General features: G+C 53.4%; 21 protein-coding genes. 10 read left to right on the top strand and 11 right to left on the bottom strand.

Annotation, left to right across the window (positions count from 1 at the left end; genetic code table 11):
• The first annotated feature begins 125 nt into the window (after nucleotides 1-125).
• The 6 genes from D7D48_RS01535 (at nucleotide 126) to coaD (ending at nucleotide 4,680) form a co-directional block, all read left to right on the top strand.
• Nucleotides 126-449, top strand: coding sequence for an antibiotic biosynthesis monooxygenase family protein (locus tag D7D48_RS01535; protein WP_125229623.1), 324 nt, complete (start codon nucleotides 126-128; stop codon nucleotides 447-449).
• A complete protein-coding gene (locus D7D48_RS01530) occupies nucleotides 446-1,750 on the top strand; it encodes an MFS transporter (protein ID WP_125229622.1) in 1,305 nt (434 codons plus the stop codon). The genes D7D48_RS01535 and D7D48_RS01530 overlap by 4 nt, the downstream gene beginning before the upstream one ends.
• Nucleotides 1,751-2,053: 303 nt before the next feature.
• Nucleotides 2,054-2,929 carry a LysR substrate-binding domain-containing protein gene (locus tag D7D48_RS01525; protein WP_125229621.1) on the top strand — a complete coding sequence of 292 codons (876 nt, stop codon included), beginning with the start codon at nucleotides 2,054-2,056 and terminating at the stop codon, nucleotides 2,927-2,929.
• Nucleotides 2,930-3,025: 96 nt separating this feature from the next.
• Nucleotides 3,026-3,265, top strand: a complete 240-nt coding sequence (locus tag D7D48_RS01520) for an exodeoxyribonuclease VII small subunit (protein WP_125229620.1) — start codon at nucleotides 3,026-3,028, stop codon at nucleotides 3,263-3,265.
• 5 nt (nucleotides 3,266-3,270) lie between these two features.
• Nucleotides 3,271-4,170, top strand: coding sequence for a polyprenyl synthetase family protein (locus tag D7D48_RS01515; RefSeq protein WP_125229619.1), 900 nt, complete (start codon nucleotides 3,271-3,273; stop codon nucleotides 4,168-4,170).
• Nucleotides 4,171-4,680: a pantetheine-phosphate adenylyltransferase gene (coaD, locus tag D7D48_RS01510; protein ID WP_125229618.1), complete on the top strand. Its 510-nt coding sequence runs from the start codon at nucleotides 4,171-4,173 to the stop codon at nucleotides 4,678-4,680. It abuts the gene before it with no gap.
• Nucleotides 4,681-4,683: 3 nt separating this feature from the next.
• Here coaD and D7D48_RS01505 read toward each other — a convergent pair whose 3' ends face one another.
• Both D7D48_RS01505 and D7D48_RS01500 read right to left on the bottom strand, forming a co-directional pair.
• Nucleotides 4,684-5,187, bottom strand: a complete 504-nt coding sequence (locus tag D7D48_RS01505) for a DUF2721 domain-containing protein (protein WP_125229617.1) — start codon at nucleotides 5,185-5,187, stop codon at nucleotides 4,684-4,686.
• The gene (locus D7D48_RS01500; protein WP_125229616.1) at nucleotides 5,177-6,733 is read right to left on the bottom strand and encodes a class I adenylate-forming enzyme family protein; all 1,557 of its coding nucleotides are present in this window, start codon (nucleotides 6,731-6,733) and stop codon (nucleotides 5,177-5,179) included. Before D7D48_RS01500 ends, D7D48_RS01505 begins: the two co-directional genes overlap by 11 nt.
• Nucleotides 6,734-6,926: 193 nt before the next feature.
• On the opposite strand from D7D48_RS01500, the gene gyrB reads away from it, so the two are divergent.
• Complete coding sequence (gyrB, locus tag D7D48_RS01495) at nucleotides 6,927-9,503, top strand: DNA topoisomerase (ATP-hydrolyzing) subunit B (RefSeq protein ID WP_125229615.1); 2,577 nt, start codon at nucleotides 6,927-6,929, stop codon at nucleotides 9,501-9,503.
• A 139-nt stretch (nucleotides 9,504-9,642) separates the two neighbouring features.
• Nucleotides 9,643-9,987 (top strand): septal ring lytic transglycosylase RlpA family protein, encoded by a 345-nt coding sequence (locus tag D7D48_RS01490; RefSeq protein WP_245964296.1) that lies wholly within the window; start codon nucleotides 9,643-9,645, stop codon nucleotides 9,985-9,987.
• Here D7D48_RS01490 and ygfZ read toward each other — a convergent pair.
• Nucleotides 9,984-10,706 (bottom strand): CAF17-like 4Fe-4S cluster assembly/insertion protein YgfZ, encoded by a 723-nt coding sequence (gene ygfZ, locus D7D48_RS01485; protein ID WP_125229613.1) that lies wholly within the window; start codon nucleotides 10,704-10,706, stop codon nucleotides 9,984-9,986. The genes D7D48_RS01490 and ygfZ overlap by 4 nt on opposite strands.
• 38 nt (nucleotides 10,707-10,744) lie before the next feature.
• On the opposite strand from ygfZ, the gene pyrC reads away from it, so the two are divergent.
• Nucleotides 10,745-11,788, top strand: a complete 1,044-nt coding sequence (gene pyrC / locus D7D48_RS01480) for a dihydroorotase (RefSeq protein ID WP_125229612.1) — start codon at nucleotides 10,745-10,747, stop codon at nucleotides 11,786-11,788.
• A 6-nt stretch (nucleotides 11,789-11,794) separates the two neighbouring features.
• On the opposite strand, the gene rarD is transcribed toward pyrC, so the two are convergent.
• From rarD to D7D48_RS01460, 4 genes are all read right to left on the bottom strand, one after another.
• A complete protein-coding gene (gene rarD, locus D7D48_RS01475; RefSeq protein WP_125229611.1) occupies nucleotides 11,795-12,691 on the bottom strand; it encodes an EamA family transporter RarD in 897 nt (298 codons plus the stop codon).
• 30 nt (nucleotides 12,692-12,721) lie between these two features.
• A complete protein-coding gene (locus D7D48_RS01470) occupies nucleotides 12,722-12,943 on the bottom strand; it encodes a hypothetical protein (RefSeq protein WP_125229610.1) in 222 nt (73 codons plus the stop codon).
• Between the two features lie 159 nt (nucleotides 12,944-13,102).
• Complete coding sequence (locus D7D48_RS01465) at nucleotides 13,103-15,259, bottom strand: prolyl oligopeptidase family serine peptidase (RefSeq protein ID WP_125229609.1); 2,157 nt, start codon at nucleotides 15,257-15,259, stop codon at nucleotides 13,103-13,105.
• A gap of 110 nt (nucleotides 15,260-15,369) precedes the next feature.
• Nucleotides 15,370-16,428 (bottom strand): winged helix-turn-helix domain-containing protein, encoded by a 1,059-nt coding sequence (locus D7D48_RS01460; RefSeq protein ID WP_125229608.1) that lies wholly within the window; start codon nucleotides 16,426-16,428, stop codon nucleotides 15,370-15,372.
• 88 nt (nucleotides 16,429-16,516) lie between these two features.
• Here D7D48_RS01460 and D7D48_RS01455 point away from each other — a divergent pair, with 88 nt between their 5' ends.
• Nucleotides 16,517-17,077, top strand: a complete 561-nt coding sequence (locus D7D48_RS01455) for a hypothetical protein (protein WP_185739747.1) — start codon at nucleotides 16,517-16,519, stop codon at nucleotides 17,075-17,077.
• Between the two features lie 64 nt (nucleotides 17,078-17,141).
• On the opposite strand, the gene rplQ is transcribed toward D7D48_RS01455, so the two are convergent.
• From rplQ to rpsM, 4 genes are all read right to left on the bottom strand, one after another.
• A complete protein-coding gene (gene rplQ / locus D7D48_RS01450) occupies nucleotides 17,142-17,555 on the bottom strand; it encodes a 50S ribosomal protein L17 (RefSeq protein ID WP_125229606.1) in 414 nt (137 codons plus the stop codon).
• A gap of 113 nt (nucleotides 17,556-17,668) precedes the next feature.
• Entirely contained in the window at nucleotides 17,669-18,730 is a 1,062-nt protein-coding gene (locus D7D48_RS01445) for a DNA-directed RNA polymerase subunit alpha (RefSeq protein WP_125229605.1), read from the bottom strand.
• A 100-nt stretch (nucleotides 18,731-18,830) separates the two neighbouring features.
• A complete protein-coding gene (rpsK, locus tag D7D48_RS01440; protein WP_125229604.1) occupies nucleotides 18,831-19,220 on the bottom strand; it encodes a 30S ribosomal protein S11 in 390 nt (129 codons plus the stop codon).
• A gap of 57 nt (nucleotides 19,221-19,277) precedes the next feature.
• Nucleotides 19,278-19,646, bottom strand: coding sequence for a 30S ribosomal protein S13 (gene rpsM / locus D7D48_RS01435; protein ID WP_125229603.1), 369 nt, complete (start codon nucleotides 19,644-19,646; stop codon nucleotides 19,278-19,280).

Raw genomic sequence — 19,646 nt, 5'->3', positions numbered from 1 at the left:
GATCCAGAGGTGGTTGTCAGGAAACACGCACAGTCACAAATGGCCGCGATTCCTTTAACCGCGTCAGATGACATTCTGTTCCCCTTGGCTTGCAATATATTGTCTATCGGTCCTATGCCTTTCACATGGCAAAGCTAAGCAACGGCACAATTTCGGTTATCTTTGTAGCACAGCGCACGGAGCTGGACGCCGACGGTTACGCTAAGGCTGCCGCAATGATGAGTGAGCTGGCCGCGCAGCAAGACGGCTATATCGGCATAGATTCGACACGTGGCACCGATGGACTTGGCATTACCATCAGCTATTGGACGGACGAAGCAAGCGCAAAGGCGTGGCGCGACCACCCCGATCATTCGGCAATACGCGATGCTGGACGAGATCTATGGTATTCGGATTACAGCCTGCATGTGGCAAAAGTGACGCGCAGTTATGATTGGAAAAAAGCATGAGCGCGGTACAAGCCATTCCCAGTAGCCGCGTTGTCATATTGTTCATGGTGATGCTCGTTGCCGCGGCGGGCAACACCGCAATGCAGTCGGCCCTTCCCGCGATCGCCAGCGAATTGGATATGCCAGACGTATGGGTCAGCCTTGCCTTTAGTTGGTCTGCATTATTGTGGGTTATAACAGCCCCCAAATGGGCACGCCTGTCGGACCGTCGTGGTCGCAAACAACTGATGAGCGTTGGCGTGATCGGCTTTGCGGCATCAATGGGCTTGTGCGGATTGGTACTCTGGCTGGGGCTCGCGGGCCTGATAGGCCCAGTCGTAACCTTCATCCTGTTTGCGTTATTCCGAAGCCTTTACGGCGGTTTTGGTTCGGCTGCACCACCCGCTGTTCAGGCCTATGTCGCCGCCCGAACCGAACGCGCCGAGCGCACCAAGGCGTTATCAATGCTTGCATCGTCTTTTGGTGTTGGCACCGTGATTGGCCCGGCCACAGCGCATTATTTTCTATTCCCACCTTTCGGTCTAGCTGGGCCGCTGATCATGTTTGCTGCCTTTGGTGTGGCAGTGTTGATTGCACTACACGTTCAATTGCCCAATGATACCCCGCGTTTTGAAGCCCGCGGTGCCGTTGCAGCTTATCCAAATGCCGCATCTATGAATTCACCAGATGATGAAGATGTCGATGGTGATGCCTTGGGTTCGGTATTGCCTGACAGCGAGGTCCGGTTACCTTGGCGCGACGAACGGATGGCGTCTTGGCTGATTGCCGGGTTGATCGGCGGCCATGCTCAGGCAATTATTTTAGGCGTAGTCGGCTTTCTGGTACGAGACCGGCTTGGATTACATGATCGCCCGTGGGAGGCCGTGCAAGCTAGTGGCTCCGTGATGCTCATTGGCGCAATGGCAACCTTGTTGGCACAATGGGGCCTCATCCCTATGCTTTCACTTGCGGCGAGAAATTCCGTGCTCTTGGGCGCAATCTTGGCGTTAGTGGGCACGATTTTGACAGGCATCAGCCATGATTTTTATGGCATTAGCACAGGCTTTGCCATTGCTTCGCTTGGCTTTGGGCTGTTCCGGCCAGGCTTTACGGCAGGTGCATCTCTCGCAGTCCATCGCCATGAGCAAGGCGACGTTGCAGGCAAAATCGCCTCGATTAACGGTGCCGCCTATATTGTCGCACCTGCGGTTGGTGTTGCTTTGTTCAATTATTGGGAGCCTGCCACATTCATCCTGATCTCGGCGGCTTTACTGTTCCTGATCATTTGGGGACGGCGCGCATTGGTTGTCCCGGAAATCTAGGAGTTAATGGCTCCCCCCTTGATCCTGACAGGCGCGAAAAGCCTATACTGCATTCACGCGAAGGCCGAATTTGGATAAAAAAAAGGGCCGACCGAAGCCGACCCTGAAATAGTCTTTAGGAGAGGATGCCTATAAGGCCCCGTTCATATGGCTCGATTTGATTTTTTGTGCAAGTGCGAACAGTGCAATGGCTGTTGCAAATGATGCAACTGCAACCTATATGATTAACCTGAATTTCGCGGCATTTGAACGATTGCGGGATCGAGAATTTTTTGTTGCAGCGCAACAGAATGAGGAGATGATATGCGCAGATTGCCCCCTTTACGTTCACTGGAAGCCTTTTTGCGCGTCGCTAAGCTTGGTTCGGCAAAAGCTGCCGCGAGCGAACTTGCCCTATCTCCGCCCGCACTTAGCCGCCGTATCAAGGCGCTAGAGGACTTTATCGGCAAATCTCTTTTTGATCGCCGTGCCCAAGCGATGGTCATTAACGCCGATGGTGAGGCACTTCTGGCAGCCGTTGAACCAGCAATGGACGCGATGGCCGAGGCGGTGGACGAGCTTGCCGGTCGAGGCGGGGAATATCGCCTGCGTTTGGGGCTATTGCCACTTTTTGGCTCACAACGGCTGATACCGCGCTTACCTGAACTGCGTAAGGCGTTTCCCAAGCTACATATCGATGTGGACACATCTGGCCATGCGGAAAATCTGCTAGGTGATGTAGTCGACGCAGCTATTATCATATCGGCAGACGTCGATTCCAAGCTTTACAGTGTCCGCTTAGACCGCAATCTTGTTTACGCTATCGCATCTGAAAAATGGGCGAAGGAGCATAATGTCGAAAAGCCCGAGGATCTCGCAAAGCATACAGTCATGGTACACAGCGACATGCCTATGATATTTGACGCATGGCGGCAGGCCATGGGTGTCCCCCGCCTGAAGCCGGCTGCTATCGATAGCTTGGACAGTGGCGCATTGATGCTGGAGGCTGCCGCAAACGGTCTTGGCGTTGCTATCATGCACGGAAGCCACTTCTCCGACGCGCGCGACCCGCGCCTGACAAGGCTTTTCAATACAGAAGTCGAAAGCCCATACAGCTATTACTTCGTTTGCCGTCCCCGTGCGCTGAAGCAAAGAGCCGTGAAAATCTTTCACGACTGGTTGTTGAAGGCAGGCGTGTAAATGTGCGGGACTCCTTCACTCCTATGCCTGACCTTCAACAGATGGCGATAGCGCGAAGCACTTGACCCAAACGGCAGCGGGCGTCATTGCAGAGAAATGACCCAAGACGTAGCCGATATGAATTTCGAACAGGCGTTGCTTGCGCTTGAAGACATCGTCCACAAGCTGGAAAGCGGCGAAGCTCCGCTCGATGAATCCATAGCCTTGTACGAACGCGGCAATGAGTTGCGGGCTTTGTGCCAACAACGGCTTGATACAGCGAAAGCGCGCATTGAAGCAATTGTGCAAGGGCCAGACGGATCCCCAACGGGCACAACAACATTCGGCGCCGGATAAGCACCATGGCGGCGCCCCCATCATTGCTACAAGACTCGCTCGCGCAAATTGCTGCAGACATTGATCAGGAATTTGATGGGCTTCTGAAGCTACCCGGCGACGCCCGAGATCGCCTATATGCAGCTATGCGCCATGCGGCGATTGGCGGTGGCAAGCGCCTCCGACCCTTGCTTGTAACTGCGACCGCAGCTCTGTTCCATGTGGACCGTGCGGTTGCTCTGCGGGTTGGTACGGCAGTAGAAGCCATTCATGTTTACTCTTTGGTCCACGACGACTTGCCCTGCATGGATGATGACGACATGCGGCGTGGCAAGCCAACAGTGCACCGTGCGTTCGATGACGCGACTGCTGTCCTGGCAGGCGATTCTCTGCACGCTTTGGCATTTGAAATACTCGCAAACCCACAAACACATGGCGACCCATTCGTGCGCGGCGAATTGGTATCAACTTTGGCTTTAGCTAGCGGTCCAGAAGGCATGGCCGGCGGACAGATGATGGATATCGAGGCAGAGAAATCAACATTCGATCTTCAAACCGTCATGCGCCTGCAAGCTCTGAAGACCGGTGCGCTTATTGCAGCAAGCGTTGAAATGGGCGCAATATTAGGACATATCCCGGCGGAAGGTCGGACGCATTTGCGGGGATATGCCCGGGACATTGGCCTCGCCTTTCAGATTGCCGACGACATCTTAGATGTTGAAGGTGATCCAGAACTTGCCGGCAAAGCGCTTCAAAAAGACGCGGCAGCCAATAAAGGCACATTTGTATCTCTCATGGGCCTCGAACGCGCCAAGCAGCAAGCGGAAATGCTTGTGCAGCAGGCCAACGACCATCTGTCGAATTATGGCGCCGAAGCCGATCTTTTGCGCGCAATTGCAAATTACATCACCGAAAGGGATCGCTAAATGACACACCGGATTGGCGTATATCCTGGGACATTTGACCCCATCACTCTGGGCCATATGGACATCATACGGCGCGGCGCAAAACTGGTGGATGAACTGATCATCGGCGTAACTACGAATGCAGCCAAATCCCCGATGTTTTCTGATGATGAACGGATTGCAATGGTCGAGCGCGAAGTCGCTAGCATCGGTTCGGCGCATATTCGCGTTGTAGGGTTCGATTCGCTGCTTATGGATTTTGCCGAAGCGCAAGGTGCCAGCACCGTTATTCGCGGCATTCGCGGCGTTACGGATTTCGAATATGAATATCAGCTCACGGGCATGAACCGCCAATTGAACGATCGCGTCGAAACGCTGTTTCTAATGGCAGATGTGTCACTACAACCTATTGCCTCCCGTTTGGTAAAGGAAATCGCGATTTACGGCGGGGAAATCGGGAAGTTTGTCACTCCCTATATTCGTGACGAGGTTGTTGCGCGCGTGGAAAAATTGGCCAAAAAAGGCGGTTAAGTGCTACGTCCGTTTGCCTCGCTTGCGTTCCATAGGCTTTGAAGGCGGCGGTAGTTCGAGATATTCCTCTGGCACATAAATGGCATAGGTCGCCAGCCGGATTTCACGGACGAACTGAAACAAGCAGGCAGATAGCAACGCCAATGCGAGCATAAATAATGCTACCGCCACCCAAGCTGCAGACGCGTTCGTTAGCCCCAGCACAAACAGGGCTACGATCATGATGCAAACCGAAATGGCCGACAGAACCGCGAACAAAATGGACGCCCCGACAACGCGCATGCGTTTTTCGATGATACGCAATTCGAAAACGACGCGTTCATGCGCGGCCCCTTCGGTGTTTGGATATTGGCGCTGCAAATCGCGTGAACGGTCTATAATTCGGGCCAGTCGGCCAGTGAGCACGTTGAGGAGGCTGCCCACCGCCACCAGCAAGAAAGCAGGTGTCAGCGCCGTTTGTAAAACAGAAATGACGGCGACAAGGTCGGGCCCAAATTCACCGTCCATTTTGCTTCTCCGCCGCCAAAGCGCGTAAGTCTGTCTTTAGCAATTTGCCAATGTGGCTGCGCGGCATTTCATCGATAGAGTATAGCATCGATATCCGCTGCGTCTTACCAAGCTGCCCATTCACACGCGCAAGAATGGATTCCGGCGAAGCTGCCTCGTCCCTCAACCGTACAAAGCCAACAGGTGTTTCGCCCCACGCATCGGAAGGCATGCCGACCACCGCAGCTTCGGCCACTTCGGGCTGCTGCTCCAACAATTCCTCAAGGTCTTTCGGATAAATATTAAACCCGCCAGAAATTATCATGTCCTTGGCGCGACCCACGATCGAAACGAAGCCATCCTCGTCAACAATGCCAATATCGCCTGTTTTTAACCAAATATTGCCCTCCTCGTCGCGCCATTCCATCTCGCGTGTTTTTTCTGGTTGGTTTTTGTAACCGGACATCATGGTCGGCGAACGACCGGTCAGCACGCCTTTTGAACCGGCGGGCAGGCGATTATCATCCTCGTCCAACACGATCAGTTCATGGCCCGTGACGGGTTGTCCAACGGTATGCAATTTGTGGGGATGATGATGGGCCTGCAACATGCAAACAACACCGCCTTCGGTCATACCGTAAATTTCGACAAGACCGCCCGGCCAACGCTGGAGCACATCCGCTTTCAGTTCAGCAGCAAAAGGTGCGCTGGTACAAAATTTCACGATGAAGCTACTGAGATCATAACTATCAAATTGCGGATGCGCCATGAGCCGTTGATATTGCACAGGCACGAGCATGGTGTGCGTAGTCTGATCGGTTAGCGCGTGGTCAAGATAGGCCCGAGCATCAAATTTTTCCATAATCCGGGCAAAACCGCCATGACAAACCGTTGGCAGGAATACCGCCAATGTCGTGTTCGAATATAAAGGCGTTGAAACCAACGACCGCGTATCGCGGGTGTAGATTGACTTAAATCCCCCAGCCATCTGGTGCCAGCGCATAGCGTGCGAATGGATGATGCCTTTGGGCGTTCCTGTGGTGCCACTGGAATAAATGATGTTGAACGGATCCGTCGCAGCAGGTGGCGTTGCGTCGAAATGCGCGTCTTGCTCTGCCATCCAGTTGGTCAGCGCTGGATGCTCACCAACGGCATTGTCAAGCATGATGATTTTAACATCACCCAGCGCCACATTTTGAATGTCAGCCAGTTTCGCAGAATCGACGAACAAATGCATTGCGCCGGAATCCTTGAACATCGCGGCGAGTTGCGCGGACGTTGCCGATGTAGTCAATGGTGCAGCGCAGCCGCCTGCACGCAAAACGGCAAGATACACCAATGCATATGGAATATTGCTGGTCCCCAATATGGCAACCGCCTGCCCCCGTTGCAGGCCATCGCGTTGCAACTGGGCCGCTATGCGTGCTGTTGCTAGCGCAACTTCGCGCCACGAGTATTCAGAAATGCTATCGGCAAGCGCCCGCGCATCAGGCTTTTCTTCACCCCAAGCGCCAATGAGCGCGCCGAAATCACCAAAGGATTTTTCCAGTTCGGTTTCGATAAGCATGTAAATTCCCGTCTCCCGTTCGCCGGTTTGTCTTTAGACTTAGCGCGATATACGAAAGTTTCATTGCCTAATTTTAGATGGCAAATCCGGAGTTAAATTTTTCGTTATCGCCAACCATAAAAGACTGTGGAAAAATGGCGACTTTAAGGCGCTTTTCCTTGGGTTTCTTGGGCTTTGGGCCTACAGTGCAACTATGACTGAAGAAACAACGGAAAACCCGCAAGACAACTACTCTGCGGACAGCGCAGCCAACCCCAATCAGAATGAATATGGTGCCGATAGCATCAAGGTTCTGAAAGGCTTGGATGCAGTGCGCAAGCGCCCCGGCATGTATATTGGCGACACCGATGATGGCAGTGGCCTGCATCACATGGTGTTTGAGGTTTCCGACAATGCCATCGACGAGGCGCTAGCGGGGCATTGCGATCTTGTACTGATCGAACTCAATTCCGATGGTTCGGTATCTGTCGAAGATAATGGTCGCGGCATTCCAACTGGCATGCACAAGGAAGAAGGCGTTTCGGCAGCTGAAGTTATCATGACTCAGTTGCATGCCGGCGGCAAGTTCGAGAACACGTCCGACGACAATGCCTATAAGGTGTCCGGCGGACTCCACGGCGTTGGCGTTTCGGTTGTCAACGCACTGTCGGAGTTTTTGGAACTTACCATCTGGCGCGAAGGCAAAGAGCATTGGATGCGTTTCGAGCATGGCGATGCCGTAGGTCCTTTGGTTGTACGCGGTGACGCACCGATTGTTGAGGGTAAGCCCAAAAAGGGCACGCGCGTAACCTTCATGGCGTCAACCGACACGTTCAAAAACGTTCTAGAATTTGACTTTGACAAGCTTGAACATCGCTATCGTGAACTCGCGTTCTTGAACTCCGGCGTGCGTATCTTGCTGCGCGACAACCGACATTCTGACGTCAAAGAACATGATCTTTATTATGAAGGCGGTATTGGCGCGTTCGTAAAATATCTGGACCGCAACAAGGCGGCATTGTTGGCCGACCCCATCACGATCACGTCCAACCGCGACGGCATAGGCATTGATGTCGCGTTGGAGTGGAACGACAGCTATTATGAAAACGTATTGTGCTTCACCAATAACATTCCGCAACGCGACGGCGGAACCCATTTGGCAGCATTCCGTTCGGCGCTCACGCGCACCTTGAACAATTATGCTGAAAAATCGGGCGTTTTAAAGAAAGAGAAAGTCACGCTGACCGGCGATGACATGCGTGAAGGGTTAACCGCCATTGTCTCGGTTAAGTTGCCTGATCCCAAATTCTCGTCACAAACGAAAGACAAATTGGTCTCCTCTGAAGTGCGTCAGCCTTTGGAGAGCCTGATGGCAGATCGGATGAGCGAATGGCTGGAAGAGAATCCCGGCCACGCACGCACCGTCATCCAAAAAGTCATCGACGCCGCTGCCGCTCGCGAAGCCGCGCGCAAGGCACGCGAGGCCAGCCGCAAATCCGTCATGAGCGTAGCATCGCTACCCGGTAAGCTTGCCGACTGTCAGGAGAAAGATCCTGCCAAGTCCGAACTGTTCCTGGTCGAAGGTGACTCGGCAGGCGGATCAGCCAAGCAAGGCCGCGACCGGCATTATCAGGCGATTTTGCCGCTAAAGGGTAAAATTCTCAACGTCGAACGCGCACGCTTTGACCGGATGCTGTCATCAAAAGAAGTCGGCACGCTGATTCAAGCGATGGGCACAGGTATTGGACGCGAAGATTTCAACATCGAGAAATTGCGCTATCACAAGATCGTGATCATGACCGACGCTGACGTTGACGGTTCGCACATTCGCACATTGTTGCTCACATTTTTCTATCGCCAAATGCCCGAAATTATCGAAAACGGACATCTCTTCATTGCGCAACCGCCTTTATACAAGGTCGCGAAGGGCCGCAGTGAAATCTATGTGAAAGATGACAAAGCACTTGACGACCATCTAGCCGAACTTGGCCTAAGCGGGGTTGTTTTGGAAGGTGCAGGCGGACAACGCGCGGGTGCGGATTTAGGCGCGTTGGTCGACCATGCACGCCGTATGCGCAGCCTGATGGCATTTGTGCCGCGTCGTTATGACCCAACGATTGTCGAAGCCATGGCGCTCACGGGCGCGCTGGACCCTGACGCCACCGACCGCAACGCCGCCGTTGCCAAGGCTGCAGCGTGGATGGCTGCACAGGATGTGGAGGGCAAATGGTCCGGCCGCGTATCCGAAGATGGCGGCTATCATTTCGAACGCCTATGGCGTGGGGTGACGGATCATCACATCATTGAGGCCGCCTTCCTCATGTCCGCTGAAGCCCGCAAATTGCATAAGTTGGCGAGCGAAGAGACCGCAAGCTACGAAACCCCAGCGCGGCTTGTTAAAGTCTCCGCCGCGTCGGCCGAAGCAGTTGACGAGGTGGAGAGCGACGAAGAGACTGGTGACGCAGTTGGCGATCAAGCCAAGCGCGCGACCACTGCGGTGAGCGTCGGAAACAAGGGTGCAATTACGCGCCCGTCCGAATTGCTTGAGGCTATATTGATTGCGGGCCGTAAGGGGCTCTCGATTTCTCGATACAAGGGTCTTGGCGAAATGAATGCCGAGCAATTGTGGGAAACCACCCTTGATCCGGATCATCGCTCCTTGCTGCGCGTGGAGATTGATCAGGCCGACCTCGCAGACGATATTTTCACAAAGTTGATGGGTGAAGTCGTTGAGCCACGGCGTGACTTTATTGTAGAAAACGCGCTCAATGTCGCCAATCTGGACGTGTAGGCGGCAGGCATTGCGGACTTAGGTTTTCGGATAATCGCAGCTTTTGGTCAACATATCGCTCGGTCGTTGGCGTGACAAAAAGCTTTGTATATGTGCCTTTCTTTGTTGGAGAGGCATTATGCACAGGCACGGGTTTTTCATGATGGCATGTCTGGCATTGCCCGTCTTGGCGCAGGCCGACGACAGCCGTGTCGAAATCGGCACTGGTGTCGCAAGCTATTATGGCGCCGAACTGAGCGGAAGGCGCACCGCGAGCGGCGAACGCTTTGACCCTAGCGCCATGACGGCTGCGCACCGCACCTTGGCCTTCGGCAGCCGCGTTGCCGTTACTAACTTAGCCAATGGTCAGGAAGTCATTGTCCGTATCAACGACCGTGGCCCTTGGGGCAAATCACGCATTGTGGATGTGTCTTATGCAGCGGCCAAGCAACTTGGCATGCACCTCACTGGCACTGCTAAGGTGAAGCTCGAATTGCTGAATTAAGTGATTGCCGCCCGCTGCCATTCCGGCAGTTGCAGCGTCGTCATATCCTCCACACGGCGCAATTCTACCGACAGGCCGAGTTCTGGGTAGGCACAGCGTTGACGGCTGAGATCGGCCTGTTCCATCGGCACAACCACCAGCCGCCGGTTGACCTTTTGCCGCCAGTTCATTCTCGCTGTGTTTTCCTGCCCGACATAGCATCCTTTGTTAAACGAAACGCCGTTCAACTCGGCAGCGTTTGCCTCAAGCCATAAGGTTTGCTCACTTCCAAGCTCTGCTAACCCTTCAGTGATGCCCAAAGCCAACCGATGTGCGCGATATTCGGCGCTAACGTCCACATCACCATCTGCAGACGCTCCGAGCCATCGCTCACCCATATTGGGATGACGTGGGTCGCTACTACCGTCTGCATTCCAAAAGACCGCGCAGGCAGAATCCATTGTAATCATAATCTTGCGCCGCAACCGGTAGATTGACAGCCGCCGAAAAAGTGCCTCTGCCTGCACGCGTTCGCAATCGATCAACACATCGTCGCCATCGGCCCACAAAAAGAAATCAAACAAAGCTTTGCCTTGTGGGTTCAAAAGCCCCGCCCATAAGGGCATCTCTGCTGCAGTATCCTGCGTCACCAACCCCTGCAGGAATTGGCGCACATCTTCCCCTGTTTCGGTAGGTGACAAACGGATGATGTGTCGGTCATATAGACGGGTGTTTCGCATAGGTGACAGATAGGGCGGCAAACGCGTAAAGGGAAGCCATGACCGATCAGACGATTCTCTCCATCCGCCGCCCCGATGACTGGCATGTTCATTTGCGCGATAATGCCGTGATGCGGAGTGTTGTGCCATATACCGCAGCGCAATTCGCACGGGCTATTGTTATGCCCAACCTGTCACCGCCAGTGACAACAGTTGAAGCAGGCGCGGCCTATCGCGAACGGATATTGGCGGCTGTGCCCCAAGGGGTCAACTTTACGCCTTTAATTACGGCCTATCTGACCGACGCGTCGAAAGGCGAAGAGCTGGCGCGTGGTTTTGCCGAAGGCGTGTTTACGGCGGCAAAATTATACCCTGCCCATGCAACAACCGGAAGCGCACATGGCGTAACCAACATTGCCAACATCATGCCCGCGCTTGAGCATATGGCGCGCATCGGCATGCCGTTGCTCATCCATGGCGAAGTCACCGATTCACATGTTGACATATTCGACCGGGAAGCGGTGTTTATCGAACGCACTTTGTCAAAGCTGGTCCGCGAATTGCCTGAGCTGCGCGTCGTATTTGAACATATCACCACGGCGGATGCGGTCGCCTTTGTCGATGATGCCAGCGATAATATCGCCGCCACTATCACCCCGCAGCATTTGCACATCAATCGTAACGCCATGTTCGAAGGTGGCATCCGCCCGCATGCCTATTGCCTGCCCGTGGCGAAGCGCGAAGTGCACAGGCTTGCGCTGCGCAAGGCCGCAACATCGGGCAGCGCCAAATATTTTCTTGGCACCGACAGCGCGCCGCATGACAAATCCGCCAAGGAAAGCGCCTGTGGCTGTGCCGGAATCTTCAACGCGCCCTTTGCTATGGAAAGCTACGCAGCGGTTTTTGAAGAAGAAGGCGCGTTAGATAAGCTTGAGGCGTTTGCGTCAGAGAACGGGCCTCGCTTTTATCGCCTGCCTCTGAATGAGGACCGCGTCACTTTGGAGCGTATCGATACGCCAGTACCAGAACTGCTTGAGTTGGATGGCGTTTCAGTTGTGCCCTTTCACGCAGGCGAAACTTTGCGCTGGCGGTATAGGGCTTAGCTTCCCCTAAGCTTTAGCCGCCCGATAGGTTTTGATCGCATCGGCGCAGAATATCGCAATACTGAACCAGATCAGGATGAAGCAGGCCAGCTTGGTTGTGCTTAACGGCTCGCCATAGACATAGATCCCCAATAAAAATGCAATCGAAGGGGCGATATATTGCACGAAGCCGAGGCTGGCATAACTCATCCGCCGCGCCGCAGTTGCGAACATCAACAACGGAATAGCCGTGACTGCACCTGCAAGGATCAGAAGTCCGGACGTCGTCAAATCGTCGCCAAAGCCGCCAGTGCCAGCCTGCGCATACCAAGACACTGCGCCAAGCGATAAGGGCGCAAGCAACGTCGTTTCAATGGCGAGGCCAGGCACTGAGCCAACCGGCGTCACCTTGCGGATGAGACCATATAGGCCAAAGCTGAAGGCCAAAGACACCGAGACCCATAATGTATCGAGCGCATCGCCGATGAGAATAGCAACACCGATGGCGGCAACAGCGACCGCCACCATTTGCAACGGACGAAGCCGCTCACCCAAAAACAGACGGCCCAAAAGCACGTTCACTAGCGGATTAAGATAGTAGCCGAGGCTGGCCGCCAATATGTGGTCGGTCGACACGGCCCAGATGTAAATGAGCCAATTAATCGCAATCAGCGCTGCGGAGGCGAGCAAGTTGCGTAAGTGCGCGTTGTGCCGGAAAATAGCTGTATATTCGCCCAACTGTTTGCGGAACGCCATGATGATCAGTAGCAAGGGGATGGACCATAGGATCCGCTGCGCCACTATGGCGATTGGCGGTACATGGCTTAAGAGCTTGAAGTATACAGGCACCACGCCCCAGATCAGATAGGCTGATATCGCATAAGGCAGCCCGCTGGGCTGCGCAGTTTTTGTTTCATCTGCCATGTTGTGAAGCCCCCGGCCCTCAATTGAGGGTCAGATAATCCCGCCGCCCATCCAGAGGCGCAGTGCGCAAATGGCCATTACCAAAAGGCAGAAGTTACGGCCCGCATTCTTATCCGAAAGAAACCCAAATGCAGCGCCTAAACCCGCGATCAGAATAATCAGCCAGTTCAACCACCCCAGCAGCGGAATGAACCCGATAAAGGCCATAACAAGGGCAATAAGGCCCAGAAGAAACGCGATCATATTTGCCATGCGCAGACTGTGCCGCGTTTTAGGTGGTCTGGCAAGTAAAGGTAGCTCGCATGTGCAATCGAGGTAACCAAATATGAAACGGCAATCGAATATGGCTTGATCGGACGCTGCACTAACTTGTCAGCATCCGATCATCTAAACAGGGATTTTTATGATCATTTATTCAGTAAGGGTGAGACCCGTCCACTTTGCCAGAAATGCGTAAATATCCGAATATTCATCGATAACCTTGTCCGTTGGTTTACCCGACCCGTGGCCCGCACGGCTTTCAATACGGATAATTTTCGGTTTGTTTCCAGTTTCTGCAGCTTGAAGGGCAGCGATATATTTAAAGCTATGGCCTGGGACCACGCGATCGTCGGTATCAGCTGTCGAAACGATGACCGCCGGATATTCAACACCTGACTTGATGTTGTGATACGGCGAATAGGTCATCTGCTTTTTGAAGTCCGCTTCCTTGCTCGGGTAGCCATAATCGTCGACCCAATAACGACCTGCAGTAAACCTATCAAAGCGGACCATGTCCATAACGCCCACGGCGGCATGTCCTGCCGCAAAAAGGTCAGGCCGCTGGTTCAAAGAAGCTCCCACCAACAAACCGCCATTGGAGCGGCCCTCGATAGCAATTTTGCCTTTCGCCGAAATGCCGCTGGCAATCAGATATTCCGCTGCTGCTGCAAAATCATCAAAGACGTTTTGCTTGTTCATAAGGCGACCTGCATCATGCCATGGCTTGCCATATTCCCCGCCGCCACGAATATTCGCCAGCGCAAATACGCCGCCCGACTGAAGCCAAGCCATACGCGTTGCCGAATAAGTCGGCGTCTGCGAAATGTTGAACCCGCCATAAGAATATAACAAAGTTGGCGCGCCTTGGGAAAGATCAATATCCTTCTTATGCACGATGAACATCGGAATCTTTGTGCCGTCCTTTGACGGATAAAATACTTGGCTAATGCTGAAGTCTTGCGGGTTGAAGCTCAACTTCGGTTCCGCAAAAGGCGTCGATGCTCCGCTATTGCTATCAAATCGGTAGACGGCGCCAGGCTGATTAAAGCTCGAAAAGCCATAAAATGTCTCTGCATCGCCAGGTGTACCGGAGAAGCCACTGGCAGTGCCAATCGCGTTGAGTTGTATTTCCTGTACAGGCTGCCCAGTAAGGTCGGTCATAAGTGCCATCGATTTGGCGTCCTTGATGTACGACAGGATCATGCGATTTCCGACGATTTGTGCCCGCGAAAGCGTTTCTGCACGCTCCGGGATAACATCGGTAAATACCGGCGCTTTCCCACTAAGGTCGACGCGCACAACCTTCAGCTTTGGCGCATCCTTGTTGGTGGTAAACCACAAGATATTGCCCATGCCTTCGATAAGGCCCCAGTCATGCTCTAATCCTTTGACCAAAGGCTGCGCCTTCCAAGTCGGTTTTTTGCCGAGCGGCATGATGTGCAGTTCATATTTCTCATCTGTGCCCGACGAGGTGGTGATTACCGCCCATTTGCCATCATGCGTCACCTGCGCACTATGCCCATATTCGGGCTTATCAGGTGTAGCATAAATCGCTTTGTCTTCGGACTGTGGCGTACCGATTTTGTGAAAATATACTGTCTGGTTATAATTCAGCTGCTGGAATGCCGCGCCTTCTTTTGGTTCGGCAAAACGGGAATATAGAAAACCCTCATTACCGACCCAGCTGATATTCGTGAATTTAGCCCATTTAATTTCGTCGGCCAAAACTTTGCCAGTCGCGGTATCGAGCACCTTGATTGTGCGCCAATCAGATCCGCCATCCTGTATAGAATAAGCGAGCAGCTTGCCATTTTTCGATGGCACCCAGCTATCGAGCGCGGTCGCCCCATCCTTTGCCCAGCTATTCGGGTCAAGCAACATGCGGTCGGCGCCATCTAGGCCCTTACGAACATATAGCACAGACTGATTTTGTAGCCCGTCATTCTTGTTAAAGAAATAATAGCCACCCGCTTTTTCAGGTAAGCCAAAGCGTTCATAGTCGAACAGCTTCTTCATCCGGTCGGCAAGAATTTGCTTGCCCGGCAAACTTTCCAAATAGGCGTCGGTAACGGCATTTTGTGATTTCACCCACTCCGCGACTTCGGCATTGACGCGGACATCATCCTCAAGCCAGCGATAGGGGTCCGCAACCTTTACGCCGAATTGTTCATCAACGACATCGACTGCCTTGGTCTTAGGATAGGTCAGTCCCGCAGGAGCAGAGGCGCTTGCCGCACTCTGGGCCAAAGCGATGGACGAACTTGACGCCATCATGATCGCAGCCCCAAGCAAAATTGCGCTTCGCATAAATTCATTTCCCCATCTTTCGAATATCGTTTTTAGGACTATAGCCTTGACCGAAGAACGCCAATCATTTCACGCGTCGTCCACCAGCTTAAATTGCGTCTTCGTCGAAATTATTTGGTCAGTTGGCCCTCTGCCAACATAATCGCAACAGTCATGCAGACGACAAACAGCATTCCTTCAAGACCCCCAGTTGCCATTTGGCTCATTCGGCCAAAGCCATCCTCACCAAGTAGTTCACCGATCTGGTCAAGGCGCAGCCGTGATTGCGGAAACAATTGTGCCAAAGCATGTAAGCTGCCGCCAAGCAATTGCCCACCAGCAGAAGGAATGGCCACGCCCGCACTTGCCCCTACGAACGCCGCTGAGAGCATCCTACGCGACAAACTCTGACCAAATGATCTGTGACTAGCCAAATACAAACTAAGCCCCACAGCTCCTCCTAAAATAGCTCCTTCCAGTGCGCCAGTGATGTGGGCAGGCGATTGCCCAAGCATCAGATTAAACGCATCCAGGCCAAGCAGCTTCACGATGCCTCCAACAAGGAAACCACCCGCCGCGCCACCCAGAATTGTCGATAGACCTCGGTCAGGCTTCATAAGACCAATCGTCGCCATGCCGAAACTCACACCAACGGCACCAATCAGCGCAATCATTACTGTGAGGGCGGTAAGTACGAGGACAATAGATGCGCCGCCCATGCCTTGCGCACCGCTTGCAAATCCATAAAAAACTCCGCCAAGCAGACCAGCAATGCCGCCGCCTATGATGCCAGCACCGCCTAACCTCCGAAATGTTCGCCAATCCCACTTGCCCGAATATCCTGCAGGCGGGTCGTTAACCGACACTGCAGTATCTACGTCCACCGTCGCTATAAAACGATAGCCATGCTTTGGTACTGTCTCGATAAAGCTGGGACGCGCGGCGTCATCTTGTAGAATGCGGCGCAAACAGCGCACACATTGAGTCAGCGCCTCATCGGTAACGGGAACGCCGCGCCAAACTTCATCCATGAACTGCGCTTTGGGCACTAGGTCGCCAGCATTGCGCACCAAGAGGACTAGCGCATCAAAATAGCGGCTGGAGACGTCCAAGGCCGCACCATCGCGTGCAAGCAACCTGCTTTCAGCATCAAGTGTGAAGGGGCCGAAGCGAAAGCTAGCTGATTTCATTTTTCACCAAATGCTCATTTCTTGCTCATGCTTACAATATTGCTTCGCCATAAATGCATAGCCTTCATTTATCGAAAAGGGCAATGTTATGCATATGACGAGTAAACAGTCTCAACGCACAAGTGCGAGCCCTTGGCGCGTCATAGGCTGGGGCGGGGCCATAGCGCTGATTCTGACACCATTGGTGGCCATGCAATTCACGAGTGAAGTGGACTGGGACGAAACCGACTTCATTGTAGCAACCATCATCTTCGGTATTGTCGGCGGCCTTATCGAACTTGCCGTGCGCCTTTCGTCTAATTGGTATTTCCGCATCGGGGCCATGTTCGCGGTGCTGGCCGGGTTTATGGTCGTTTGGGCAAATTTGGCCGTCGGCATGATCGGCAATGAAGACAATCCCGTGAACCTTTGGTTCGGCGCGGTTCTATTTGTTGCCATTGTAGGCAGCATCGCATCGCGTTTTCGCAAGCGCATCTTGCCATTCACCATGTTCTTATCCGGCGCTCTGCAAGTCGCCATTGGAATCTTTGCCGGCATTTTAGGCGGCGACATGCGCGGCGGCAAGTTTACGATCGTCCTATCGGTGGCGTGGTTTATAGCGAGCTTGTTTTTCTGGTACGCACGACAAAAGCGTAATGTTCAGGATTGAAACCACGAAAAAGGGCGGCACCCAATAGGATACCACCCTTTTAAATTTCTAAGGTGAGAGGTGTTTACTCGCCGTCGTCGAGCACTTCTACAGGACCGCTGTCTTGGCCCTTAGCATCTACGTTGCGGTCAACAAGCTCAATGACGCCCATAGGCGCAGCATCCGAACCACGGAAACCAGCCTTGATAACACGGCTGTAACCACCGCTGCGGTCGGCATAGCGCGTTGCCAATTCGTCAAACAACTTTACCAGCTGCGTGTCATCCATCAAACGGCTCATCGCCAGACGACGGTTGGACAGGCCACCCTTTTTCGCAAGCGTGATCAGCTTTTCGATGTAAGGACGCAATTCTTTCGCCTTTGGCAAAGTCGTCTTGATTTGCTCATGCTTGATAAGCGACGCTGCCATATTGCGAAGCATCGCGGTACGGTGCGACGTGGTACGCTGCAGCTTACGGTGGCCAACTTTATGGCGCATAATTCATTCCTTCGTTCGTAGGGGGGCCGTATTAGGTACCCCGATCCTGGCCAATTAAGGGCGGCCATTTCCCTGTGTGTTGGGCCAAAGCACTGCCTTGGCCCAAATATTTTTTAACCAAGCAGTTCTTGTTCGAGCTTCTTAGCCATTTCTTCGATGTTCTCTGGTGGCCATCCGGGAATATCCATGCCCAGACGGAGGCCCATCGACGACAATACTTCCTTAATTTCGTTCAGCGACTTGCGGCCGAAATTAGGCGTACGCAACATTTCGGCTTCGCTCTTTTGAACGAGATCGCCAATGTAGATGATGTTGTCGTTCTTGAGGCAGTTTGCGCTGCGGACCGACAGTTCCAACTCGTCGACCTTCTTGAGAAGATAACGGTTGAGCTGATTTGCATCCGATTCTTCCGAAGAAGCCGATGGTGCGGACATACCTACCATTGGTGAAGATGCGGCCATCGAGTCTTCGAAGTGAACGAACACTTGCAGTTGATCCTGAAGGATACGGGCAGCATAAGCCACGGCATCCTCAGGCGTAACGGTGCCGTCAGTTTCGATGGTCAGCGACAGCTTGTCATAGTCCAATTCTTGACCGATGCGGGCGTTGTCGACCTTGTAGGCAACTTGACGCACAGGCGAATAAAGACTGTCGACTGGGATCAGGCCAATTGGCGCATCTGCCGGACGATTGGCAACCGCAGGCACATAGCCCTTGCCGCTGTCGGCAGTGATTTCCATGTTCAACGTTGCGCCATCGTCAAGATGGCAGATGACAAGATCAGGGTTCATCACTTGGATGTCGCCCGAAACAGCAATGTCACCAGCGGTTACAGCGCCAGGGCCAGTGGCCGAAAGCTGTAGACGCTTTGGACCTTCGCCTTCCATCTTCAACGCAACCTGCTTGATATTCAAAACGATGTCCGTGACATCTTCACGCACGCCAGCCAGCGACGAGAATTCGTGTAACACATTCTCGATTTTGATCGACGTGATGGCTGCGCCCTGCAACGATGAAAGCAAGACGCGACGCAGCGCGTTGCCGAGCGTCAAGCCAAAGCCACGCTCAAGTGGCTCGGCAACAAATACAGCCTTACGCTTCGCATCGCTACCTGATTTGAGTTCAAGTGCGTTGGGCTTTTTCAGTTCCTGCCAGTTCTTAATATTGACGGACATGGATTTCCCCTTGGGTTTTGCAAAACCGGCAATTTGGTGCACCGTGCCGGCTCGCGGGTAAAAGAAGGAACGACTGAACAGCCGCCCCTGAAACGAATGCTTAGACGCGGCGACGCTTGGAAGGACGCACGCCGTTATGCGGGATAGATGTCACGTCGCGGATCGATGTGATGGTGAATCCCACGGCCTGCAATGCGCGCAACGCCGATTCGCGACCCGAACCTGGGCCCTTAACTTCAACTTCCAAAGTGCGAACGCCATGTTCAGCAGCTTTCTTGCCGGCATCTTCTGCTGCAACCTGCGCGGCATAAGGGGTCGACTTGCGGCTACCCTTAAAGCCCATAGTTCCTGCAGACGACCAGCTGATCGCGTTGCCCTGGGCATCTGTGATCGTGATCATGGTGTTGTTAAAGCTAGCGTTGACGTGCGCGACGCCTGCCGAGATATTTTTGCGCTCCCGCTTTTTAATGCGCTGTGGTTCGCGTGCCATATAATGTGTATCCTATTCGAAAATGCGAAGAAAAAATAATTAGGCCAAGGCCAGTAATTACTTCTTCTTGCCCGCGATTGCCTTGGACTTGCCCTTACGGGTGCGCGCATTGGTATGCGTGCGCTGACCACGGACGGGAAGGCCCTTACGATGGCGAAGGCCACGGTAGCAGGCGAGATCCATCAAACGCTTGATGTTCATCGATGTGTTGCGGCGAAGATCGCCTTCTACGGTATAGCCCGCATCGATAGTTTCGCGGATTTGCAGAACTTCGGCATCCGAAAGGTCCTGCACACGACGGCTATGATCAATTCCCAGCTTAGTCGCGATTTCGACGGCTTTAGTGCGGCCGATACCGTGAATGTAGGTAAGCGCAATGATCACGCGCTTGTTGGTTGGAATGTTAACTCCGGCAATACGTGCCAA

Source organism: Sphingorhabdus wooponensis (assembly GCF_003933235.1).
In the GTDB taxonomy this organism is placed as follows: domain Bacteria; phylum Pseudomonadota; class Alphaproteobacteria; order Sphingomonadales; family Sphingomonadaceae; genus Sphingorhabdus_B; species Sphingorhabdus_B wooponensis.
This window is presented reverse-complemented; position numbering and strand designations above follow the sequence as displayed.